This window comes from Algoriphagus alkaliphilus (assembly GCF_900103735.1).
In the GTDB taxonomy this organism is placed as follows: Bacteria; Bacteroidota; Bacteroidia; order Cytophagales; family Cyclobacteriaceae; genus Algoriphagus; species Algoriphagus alkaliphilus.
Window position 1 is genome coordinate 1 of the sequence record NZ_FMXE01000057.1, and the last position, 8,166, is coordinate 8,166.

At 43.5% G+C, this 8,166-nt stretch carries 5 protein-coding genes; all 5 read left to right on the top strand.

Features of this window, described 5'->3' with window-relative positions; all coding sequences use genetic code 11:
* Positions 1-165: 165 nt before the first annotated feature.
* Positions 166-1,665, top strand: coding sequence for an RNA-binding domain-containing protein (locus BLQ81_RS21455; RefSeq protein WP_217636701.1), 1,500 nt, complete (start codon positions 166-168; stop codon positions 1,663-1,665).
* 34 nt (positions 1,666-1,699) lie between these two features.
* Positions 1,700-1,927, top strand: a complete 228-nt coding sequence (locus BLQ81_RS21460; RefSeq protein WP_092735093.1) for a type II toxin-antitoxin system MqsA family antitoxin — start codon at positions 1,700-1,702, stop codon at positions 1,925-1,927.
* 759 nt (positions 1,928-2,686) lie between these two features.
* Entirely contained in the window at positions 2,687-3,901 is a 1,215-nt protein-coding gene (locus tag BLQ81_RS21465) for an ATP-binding protein (RefSeq protein ID WP_092735096.1), read from the top strand.
* Between the two features lie 697 nt (positions 3,902-4,598).
* A complete protein-coding gene (locus BLQ81_RS21470) occupies positions 4,599-5,375 on the top strand; it encodes an ABC transporter permease (RefSeq protein WP_092735106.1) in 777 nt (258 codons plus the stop codon).
* Between the two features lie 1,083 nt (positions 5,376-6,458).
* Entirely contained in the window at positions 6,459-7,805 is a 1,347-nt protein-coding gene (locus BLQ81_RS21475; RefSeq protein ID WP_092735100.1) for an ATP-binding protein, read from the top strand.
* Positions 7,806-8,166: the final 361 nt, after the last annotated feature.

Genomic DNA, 8,166 nt, shown 5'->3' on the forward strand with positions numbered 1-8,166 from the left:
AGCATTACTTTGTGACCTTGAAAAACGACTCTAGCGCCAAAAAGGATTGAAGTCCAAAACAAAGACCGCCTGAGCTTAACTTAAAATATTCTTCGGGCACTTTGCGGTAAAAAAAATGCCAAATTATAGACAAACTTCCAACTGAACATCCCGCTGCTGTGGACCATGGACTGTGGACCGTTGACTAAAAATAAGTATCAAGTAGCAAGACACTGGAACCAAGAGCCAAGAAGCAAGACAAACTTCCAACTCAACATCCCACTGCCGTGGACCGTGGACCATGGACTGTGGACTACTGCCCACTGCCCGTATCCAAATACCTTTTTACCATCATTATCCTTGACCGAAAACCATCGTATAGAATACAAGCGCCAACTTACCGATAACCTCGAAAAAGAAGTGGTTGCATTTCTCAACTATCTTGGTGGTGGTGTAATCTACTTGGGAGTGGATAGAGAAGGGGAGGTAGTCGGGATTGAAAGCCCCGATAGTGTTCAGCTTCAGGTTAAGGATCGAATCAAAAACAATATCGCTCCTTCTTGCCTTGGACTTTTCGATATCGTTTCAGAAATCAGTAAACAAAAGACCTTTCTGAAAATTATAGTAGCAAGTGGTCAGGAGCGGCCATACTACATTAAAAAATACGGAATGTCCGAAAAAGGAGCCTTTGTCAGAAAAGGAAGTGCCTCCGAACCTATGCCACCTCGAATGATTGAGGAACTCTTCTCAAAAAGAACTAGAAACTCAATTGGTAAAATCAAATCCCCAAATCAGGAACTCAAATTTGAGCAACTCCGAATCTATTATGAATCAGCTGGGAAGCCACTCAATATCCCCTTTACTAAAACTCTCGAACTCCTAAATGATGATGATCAGCTCAATTATGTTGCATATCTCCTTGCGGATAATAACAACGTTTCAGTAAATATCGCTAAATACGCCGGAGCCACCCGTGTAGATCTGATTGAAAGCAATGATTTTGGCTTTTGTTCATTGATTAAAGCCACCAAGCAGGTTTTGGATAAAATAGATCTTGAAAATAAAACCTTTACTAAAATCACCTCCAAGGAGCGTATTGAAAAAAGGCAATGGAATCCATTAGCTCTTCGCGAAGCGGTGATCAATGCGATGGTGCATAATGACTTCACCTATGAATTGGCCCCAAAGTTCGAATTCTTTTCTGATCGATTTGAAATTACTTCCTACGGCGGTTTACCTCAGGGATTGTCTCGTTCAGAATTTTTCGAGGGTATTTCCATTCCAAGAAGCAAAGAACTCATGCGCGTCTTTAGAGATATGGAACTTGTCGAGCAGCTCGGTTCGGGAGTTCCTCGTATTCTCCAATCCTATAGTAGAGAATGCTTCCACTTTTCAGATAATTACATCCGAATGAGTTTTTCGATGGAGGAAGTGCAAACTGGAATGACATTTAATGTCGGTGCAAATGTCGGTGCAAATGTCGGTGCAAATGTCGGTGCAAATAAATTGGTTGAAATCCTTAGCAACAAACCTGGATTGAACTCAAAGCAACTAAGTGCATATTTCGATGTGACTTCCCGAACAATTGAGCGGTGGATCAAACAATTGCGGACCGAGGGAAAAATCAAGTTCAAAGGAGAACGAAAGACAGGAGGGTATTGGGTTGTCCAGGATGGCGAAAGCTGATGCATACTTCCTTCGGAATTAAAAGATAAAAAATATGGCATGTTCAATCTGCAAATTGGGAGATACAAAACCCGGACATGTCACAGTGACACTTGAAAAGGGAGAAACTATTGTCTTGCTTAAGCATGTTCCTGCTGACGTGTGTCAAAACTGTGGTCATTACTATCTCGATTCCGAAACTGCAGCCAAAATCCTTCAAACCGGAAAAGAAGCAGTATCAAAAGGTGCTGAATTGGAAATCGTAAACCTTCGTGTGGCTTAGGGAGGTTAAAGCCAATTCCCACTTCACAACGTCACCCTGAGCGCCTGTGCTGAGCGGTGGTTGGTGAGCGATGGTTGGTGAGCGGAGTCGAACCAAGTCGAAGCACTTGTGCTGAGCGCCTGTATTGAGCGAAGTCGAAGTGAAGTCGAAGCATTACTTTGTGACCTTGAAAAACGACTCTAGCGCCAAAAAGGATTGAAGTCCAAAACAAAGACCGCCTGAGCTTAACTTAAAATATTCTTCGTGCACTTTGTGGTAAAAAAAAATGCCAAATTATAGACAAACTACCAACTGAACATCCCGCTGCTGTGGACCGTGGACCGTTGACTAAAAATAAGTATCAAGTAGCAAGACGCAAGTAGCAAGACACTGGAACCAAGAAGCAAGAAGGAAGACAAACTTCCAACTCAACATCCCACTGCCGTGGACCGTGGACTGTGGACCGTTGACTAAAAATAAGTATCAAGTAGCAAGACGCAAGTAGCAAGACACCAGAACCAAGTACCAAGAAGGAAGACAAACTTCCAACTGAACATCCCGCTGCCGTGGACTGTGGACCGTGGACTGTGGACCGTTGACTACCGCCAACTGCCCACTGCCAACTGCCCACATCGGACAACCCTCAACCTCTACAGTCCTCACAACCTCGTACCTCGTACTTCCTACCTCGTACCCCGATCCAAACTCTAGTTTTATTTTATGCTTATAACCATAAAAATTTCTAAATTATAGATAATTTTGTGGTTATACCCTAAAAAAATGATAAAAAGAGATACTTACATCGATAAAATCAAAAAGTTTATCGGGAAGCCTCAGATCAAAATTATCACAGGCATAAGAAGATCAGGCAAATCAACGGTCTTGAGGCTTTTGATAGATGAATTGACACAAAGGGGTGTAAATCAAAATCAAATCATCTACATCAACTTTGAGAGTTTTGCCAATTCTCATCTTACCCAGGCCAAGAGTCTCTATGAGGAAGTTAAAAGCAGAATAAATGGTCCCGGAAAATACTATCTTCTATTTGACGAGGTTCAGGAAGTAGAAAATTGGGAAAAAGCGGTGAATTCCTTTCTGGTGGATTTTGACACGGATATTTACCTCACCGGCTCCAATTCTCACCTGCTTTCATCCGAACTGTCCACCTTTTTGGCAGGTCGTTATGTTGAAATCCCTATTTATACCCTGTCCTTTACAGAATTTCTGGATTTCAAAAATTCCTATTCACTTGCGGGTTCAAATCAGCCTGCACTGTTTATCGAATACCTGCGAAAAGGCGGATTCCCTGTTATCCATACCTCAGACTATGATGAAGAGACAGCCGATCAGCTAGTGCGGGACATCTATGATTCGGTCATCCTGAGGGATTCCGTTCAGCGGCACAAAATCAGAGATATCGAACTGCTCAACCGGGTCATCCGGTATGCTTTTGACAATATCGGTAATACATTCTCAGGGAAAAATGTCGCAGATTACTTCAAAAGCCAACAGCGTAAAATTGATCTCAATACCGTTTATAATTACTTACATGCCCTGGAGGGAGCATTTATCTTCTACCGGGTGTCTCGGTATGACCTCAAAGGCAAAGAAATCCTCAAGACTCAGGAAAAATTTTACCTCGCAGACATCTCCTTACTCTATGCCACGATGGGGTACAGAGATCGAATGATTGCAGGGGTTTTGGAAAATTTGGTGTTTCTGGAACTGAAACGGAGAGGATATAACGTGTATGTGGGAAAGCTTGACCAACGCGAAATTGACTTTGTAGCCGAGCGAAGGGAACAAAAACTCTATATTCAGGTAGCCTACAAACTCGAAAGCCCTGAAACAATCGATCGGGAATTTGCACCGCTGTTGCCGATCAATGACCATTTCCCCAAATATGTCATCACCATGGACGAGTTTTTTAAGGACACAATCCAAGGTGTAAGACATGTCCATATCAGCAACTTCCTGTTGGCAGAGGATTGGTGATTGAAGAAACCTTCGCGTCCCTTTGTGTTCTTTGCGGTTAAAACAGTAAGCAGTAGGCAGTGAACAGTAGGCAGTAAGCAGTAAGCAGTATGCAGAAGCAAGAAACTAGAACCAAGAAGCTAGACTGCGTAGTACCAAAGAGCGAAGCTCTTTCTTTGAGACCTTGAAAACGATACCAAGAGTCTAAAAGCCAGAAAGTTCAATAAAACCTTAATCAAAGGCAAACTTAAAAAAACCTTCGCGTCCCTTTGTGTTCTTTGCGGTTAAAACAGTAAGCAGTAAGCAGTAAGCAGGATGCAGAAGCAAGAACGGAGACAAAGCCCAGTTAAAGCACCCACTGCCGTGGACCGTGGACCGTTGACTAAAAATAAGTATCAAGTAGCAAGACGCAAGTAGCAAGACACCAGAACCAAGTACCAAGAAGGAAGACAAACTTCCAACTCAACATCCCGCTGCCGTGGACTGTGGACTACTGCAAACTGCCCACTGCCTACTGCTAACTGAACATCCCACTGCCGTGGACCGTGGACTGTGGACCGTTGACTAAAAAAAAGTGTACAAAGTACCATGTACCAAGCACCTTGAAAAACTTGTCCGCCTCAGGAGGATTGAGCATTGAAAATTGAAAATTAATCAGCCTCCCAACCCCCTGACCCCAAAACACTACAAAGTAATCGAGGCTTCTTCCGGATGGAAAATGGTCGACTTTGCCGAACTCTGGAGATACAAGGATCTGCTCTACTTCCTCACCCTCCGCGGCATCAAAGCCCGCTACGCCCAGTCCATACTCGGCGTATCCTGGGCCATCATCCAGCCCCTGTTCACCACCCTGGTGTTCACACTGGTTTTCGGAGGACTGGCAAAAGTAGACTCCGACGGCATGCCCTACGTCCTGTTTTCCTACCTGGCACTGTGGCCCTGGAACTACTTCTCCGGTACACTCACCGAGTCGGCCAACTCCCTGATCCAAAATGCCAACATGATCACCAAGGTCTACTTCCCCCGAATGGTCCTGCCACTCTCAGCCATACTCTCCAAACTCCTGGACTTTATCATCGCCTTCGTGGTTGTGATCGTATTGCTCATCTACTTCGGGCAGGTGCCGGGATGGGGGATTTTGTTCCTGCCACTGCTTATTGTGCAGCTGCTGATGACCTCCCTGGGCATAGGCATGTTCCTCTCCGCCATGGCAGTCAAATACCGCGATGTCAAACACGCCCTGACCTTTGTGGTCCAACTCCTGCTGTACGCCGCCCCGGTGGTGTACAGCACCAATGCCGTACCCGAACAATACCAAAAATTCTACATCCTCAACCCCATGGTCGGCGTGATCGAGGGCTTTCGTGCCGCCTTCCTCAACCGCCCCATGCCCTGGGAATGGATCTGGCCCGGCAGCATCCTGGCAGTCGTATTCTTCGTCTTTGGCATGCTGTATTTTAGACGGATGGAGAGGATCTTTGCTGATGTAGCGTAGAAAAGTATCAAGTATTTAGTATCAAGTATCAAGACCGAAGACCGCAGCAGCCAACTCCCCCTTAGACCACAGATTTCAACTTGTAAACAAATCTTCATCAAAGGGGGCAAGGGGGATTTTAGCAGAAGCAAGATACTAGACGCAAGAAACAAGACTTTAGTATCAAGACCGAAGGCGGAAGACCGGAGATCGTAGCAGTCATTCCAACAAAAGCTTTGCTTTTATCCTTTGTGACCTTGAAAAACGACTCTAGCGCCAAAAAGGATTGAAGTCCAAAACAAAGACCGCCTGAGCTTAACTTAAAATATTCTTCGTGCACTTTGCGGTAAAAAAAAATGCCAAATTATAGACTAACTACCAACTGAACATCCCGCTGCAGTGGACCGTGGACCGTTGACTAAAAATAAGTATCAAGTAGCTAGACGCAAGTAGCAAGACACCGGAACCAAGAAGGAAGAAGCAAGAGCCAAGAAGTCAGACAAACTTCCAACTCAACATCCCGCTGCCGTGGACTGTGGACAGTCGACCGTTGACTAAAAATAAGTATCAAGTATCAAGACGCAAGTAGCAAGACTCTAGAACCAAGAAAGGAAACAAAATTCCAACTGAACTTCCCGCTGCCGTGGACTGTGGACCGTGGACCGTTGACTAAAAATAAGTATCAAGTAGCAAGACACAAGTAGCAAGACTCTAGAACCAAGAAGGAAGAACGAGATACCAACTCAACATCCCCCTGCCGTGGACTGTGGACCCTGGACCGTTGACTAAAAATAAGTATCAAGTAGCTAGACGCAAGTAGCAAGACACTGGAACCAAGAAGCAAGAAGGAAGACAAACTACCAACTGAACATCCCGCTGCCGTGGACCGTTGACCGTGGACCGTGGACTACTGCAAACTGCCCACTGCCTACCGCCCACTGCCTACTGCCCACTGCCCACTGCCTACTACCAACTGAACATCCCGCTGCTGTGGACCGTGGACAAAAAAGTATCAATTTATCGCTTAGTCTAGAAAACCTGAACATCAGAATGATATCCGGAAAAGGAGTAAACTTGTAGTTTAAAAATCATCAATAACCGCTATTGACATCAGAATCGCAAAATATTGAATTCAAAGGATCTTGGAGAGACGAATACCTGAAATGGATTTGTGGTTTTGCCAATGCTTATGGCGGTACTATTTTTATTGGTAAAGACGACACAGGAAATGTAATAGACCTGAAGGATGCTAAAAATCTAATGGAAGAAATCCCTAACAAGGTCAGAGATACTTTAGGGATTTTGGTTGATGTTAATCTGCACCAATTAGACCAAGGGAAATTTATAGAAATTCTTGTAGAACAATACCCTTATCCCGTCAACTACAAAGGACAATATCATTATAGAAGCGGAAGCACCAAACAAGAATTAAAAGGGGCAGCACTTGACAAGTTTCTACTTCAGAAAAAAGGGAAAAGATGGGATGGAGTTCCTGTTCCGAATGTTTCAACAAATGAATTAAAGCAAGAAACGTTTGATTTTTTTCGCAAACGAGCTTTAAGAAGCCAAAGAATTGATGAAGAAAGTTTAGCAGACAGTAATGAACACCTTATTGAGAACCTTCATCTCAAAGAAGGTAAATTTCTTAAGCGCGCATCCATTCTACTTTTTCACCCCAATCCTGAACAATATATCACAGGGGCTTACATAAAAATAGGGTTTTTCGAAAGTGATAGTGATTTGAGGTATCAGGATGAAATCCACGGGAATCTATTTGAACAAATTGAGAAGACTACAGAGTTGCTTTTCACAAAATACATCAAGGCTTTGATAAGCTATGAAGGGTTGAATCGTGTGGAAACATACGAGTATCCGAAAGAAGCAATCAGGGAAGCATTGCTAAATGCTATTGCCCATAAAGACTATTCAGGTGGCGTTCCTATTCAAATCAGTGTCTACAATGACAAGTTAATGATTTGGAATGAAGGGCAACTTCCTGAAAATTGGACGGTTCAGAACCTATTGGAAAAACACGCCTCCCGACCATACAATCCTGACATTGCAAATGCTTTGTTTCGAAGCGGTTACATTGAATCTTGGGGACGAGGAACCATTAAAATCATCAATGAATGTAAAAAAGCAGGGATTCCCGAACCAGTTTTTACTTACGATTCAAGCGATATTTCCGTAGAGTTCAGAAAAGACATTTACCATGAAAAACATCTGCAATCGCTTAACTTGAATGAACGACAGGTTAAAGCAGTGTTGTATGTGAAAGAAAAGGGACGAATTACAAATAAAGAGTATCAGAATATCAATAATACTTCAGACAGAAGTGCATCAAGAGATTTAGAAAATTTGATATCAATTGGTGTTTTAAAAAGAATTGGTGATAAAAAAGGGGCTTCTTATGAAATTTACTCTGGCGGATATGGCGGATATGGCGGATAAATGGCGGTTAAATATCGGATAAAACAACCTGTTTTTTGTTTGGCTCATAAGACAAAAAAATAGATCAGCAAACGGACAGAGAAGAACACCGAAGCGATAACAGGAAAACTACCAACTGAACATCCCGCTGCCGTGGACTGTTGACTAAAAATAAGTGTACCAAGTACAAAGTACCATGTACCAAGACAGTCGAAACAATAGGCTATAACCAAGAGGCTAGACAAACTACTAACTGAACATCCCGCTGCTGTGGACTGTGGACAGTCGACCGTTGACTAAAAATAAGTATCAAGTAGCTAGACGCAAGTAGCAAGACACCGGAACCAAGAAGGAAGAACGAGATACCAACTCAACATCCCGC